Source organism: Micromonospora sp. KC207 (assembly GCF_004348615.1).
Taxonomy (GTDB): Bacteria; Actinomycetota; Actinomycetes; order Mycobacteriales; family Micromonosporaceae; genus Micromonospora.
On sequence record NZ_SMKJ01000500.1, the window covers coordinates 1 to 2,710 of the forward strand.

The following is a 2,710-nucleotide window of genomic DNA, read 5'->3' on the forward strand; positions in this document are numbered from 1 at the left end:
GGCCGGGGCTCAGAGCAGCGGCCGGCCGACCACCGAGGCCACCATCCGGGCGAACTCCTCCAGCCGCGCGATCTGCCCCGCCCCGCCGTCGTCGAGGGTCTTACCGAAGCGCAGCGCGTCGTGCCGGGGCACCCCGCCGATCTCGTCGCCGGGCGGCGCCTCGTCCAGCGAGGTGAGCAGCAGGTAGACGTCGATGCTGTCGACCCGGATCCCGCCGTCGTCGGTGCGGGTGAGCCGCCGCCGGCAGCCGACCTCGGTGACGGTGGAAACCGGCACGACCCGCAGCGACGAGGTCATCGACCCGGGCGGCCCCTCCCCCGGGGGCACGTCCTCGCCGTGCCAGAGCACGAGGCGGCTGCCGTCGCAGACCACCACCTCCTGCCACACGCCGTTGACCTCGTTGACGAACCGTTCGAGGGTGAAGCCGAGCACGGACGCGCCGCGCAGCACCCCGTCCAGGGCCTCCAGGGCGACGTCCGGGTCCCGCAGGTAGGCCCGCGCCGCCGATTCCAGCTCGGTGTAGGGCGACCAGTCGGGGAAGACCGCCGGCACGTCCTGACCGCCGAAGCCCGGCTGGCTCATCCGGCCTCCCCACGCTCCTCCGCCGCGTCGGGCAGCGCCCCGGCGGCCTGAGCAGCGGCGGCCTGCCGGGCCTCGGCGGCCGCGCGCAGCGCCTGCTTGCGTTCGGCGTACGCCTCGGCGCCCTTGCTGGGCTTGCGACGCCGGGGCGGGGCGTTCACGCCGGGGGCGAGGCGGCGGGCGGAGACGAGGAACGCGGTGTGCGCGATCATCCGGTGGTCGGGGCGCACGGCGAGCCCCTCGGCGTGCCAGTCGCGCACCAGCGACTCCCAGGCGCGCGGCTCGGTCCAGCCGCCGCGCTCGCGCAGCGCCTCCACCAGCTCGGACAGCTGGGGGGTGGTGGCCACGTATCCGATGAACACCCCGCCGGGCAGCAGGGCCCGCTCCACCATGTCGAGGGTCTCCCAGGGTGTGAGCATGTCCAGGATGATCCGGTCGAAGCCGGTCTCCGGGCACGCCGCGACGTCGCCGACGTGCAGCCGCCACGCCGGGTGGGGGCCGTGAAAGAACGCCTCGACGTTGCGGCGGGCGATCTGGGCGAAATCGTCGCGCAGCTCGTAGGAGTGCAGCTCGCCGGTGGTGCCGACGGCCCGCAGCAGGGAGCAGCTCAGCGCGCCGGAGCCGGCGCCGGCCTCCAGGACCTTCGCGCCGGGGAAGATGTCGCCCATGGCGACGATCTGCGCCGAGTCCTTCGGATAGATCACCTGGGCGCCGCGAGGCATGGACAGCACGTAGTCCGACAGCAGGGGGCGTAGCGCGAGGAACGCGGTGCCCCCGCCGGAGGTGGTGACCACGCTGCCGTCGGGCAGCCCGATCAGGGCGTCGTGGGCGAGGATCCCGCGGTGGGTGTGGAACTCCTTGCCAGGCTCCAGCGTGACCGTGTGCATCCGTCCCTTCGGGTCGGTCAGCTGCACCCGGTCGCCGGGGCGGAACGGCCCCCTGCCATGGCGGAGGCCCGGGGCGCCGGACGCCGCGCCGTCGCCGGAGGCCGCCGGGGTGTCGGCGGATCCCGGCACGTCGGGGTCGGCCGAGAGGGAGGAGGGATGTGCGGTCACGTGTTCATCTTCCGTTTGGGTTCCAGGAGCTGCGCCAGGTCCGCGATGTGCAGAACGCCGACGACATCTTCGCCTGCCGTCACGACGTACTGTGCGCCCGGGTGGGTCCGCACCGCCTCCATCACCCGTTCCCCGTCGAGGCCGGCCGGCAGGACCGGCAGGCCGGCCAGGGTGCGCGACACCGCGTCGACGGCGATCCAGGGCCGCCGTGCCGGCGGCACGGCGTCGGCGGCGACCGGGTCGACGAGGGCGACCGGCCGGCCGGCGCCGTCTGCGACGGCGAGCGCGGCGTCGGGGCGGGCGCCCTCGGCACGGCGGCGCTGCGCCTCGGCCAGCGGGGTGCCGGTGGGCACCGCGAGGACCGGGCGGGCCAGCCGGCGCAGGTCGATCAGCGGGAACCGGCGGCTGATCCGGGCGAGACGGATGGACTGTCCCGCACCGCGCCACAGGGTGACCGCGACGAGCAGCATCAGCGGCAGGGCCAGCGGTGCCAGCAGCCGGTTGACCGTCAGCACGACCGCCAGCGCGGCGGTGCCGACGGCGACCGCCCGGCCGACCCAGCCGGCGACCTCGGTGCCGGTGTGCCGGTCGCGGGTGAGCGCCCACACGGCGGCCCGCAGCGCCCGGCCGCCGTCCAGCGGCAGCCCGGGCAGCAGGTTGAACACCGCGACGATGACGTTGCTGAGCGCGAGCTGAAAGGCGAGTTGGTTGCCCAGGGTGCCGTCGGGCAGCGCCAGGGTGACGGCGACGGCGGCGAGGCCGAGCACGGCGGAGACCGCCGGGCCGGCCAGCGACACCAGCAGGTCGACCCGGGGGCTGGGGGCGTCACGGTCCATCTCGGTGTACCCGCCGAGCAACTCCAGGGTGATCCCCCGCACGCCGATGCCGTACCGGCGTGCGGTGAGGGCGTGGCCGAGTTCGTGCAGCAGCACCGAGCCGAGCAGCGACACGACGAACCCGACCCCGATCAGGTACGCGCCGAGCTGGGACAGGTCGAGCTGGCGGCGGGCGAACTCGGCGTACGTCACGGTGACCAGCAGGGCCAGCAGCAGCATCGACCCGTTGAGGTGCAGGGG

At 75.1% G+C, this 2,710-nt stretch carries 3 protein-coding genes; all 3 read right to left on the bottom strand.

Annotated features, from left to right (window positions below):
• Window positions 1-9: 9 nt before the first annotated feature.
• Window positions 10-582 carry a hypothetical protein gene (locus E1258_RS31765; RefSeq protein WP_007076432.1) on the bottom strand — a complete coding sequence of 191 codons (573 nt, stop codon included), beginning with the start codon at window positions 580-582 and terminating at the stop codon, window positions 10-12.
• Entirely contained in the window at window positions 579-1,634 is a 1,056-nt protein-coding gene (locus tag E1258_RS31770) for a tRNA (adenine-N1)-methyltransferase (RefSeq protein ID WP_132407564.1), read from the bottom strand. The genes E1258_RS31765 and E1258_RS31770 overlap by 4 nt, the downstream gene beginning before the upstream one ends.
• Window positions 1,631-2,710, bottom strand: a 1,080-nt coding sequence (locus tag E1258_RS31775) for a site-2 protease family protein (protein WP_132407566.1), incomplete at its 5' end; no start/stop codon positions are given. The genes E1258_RS31770 and E1258_RS31775, both read right to left, overlap by 4 nt.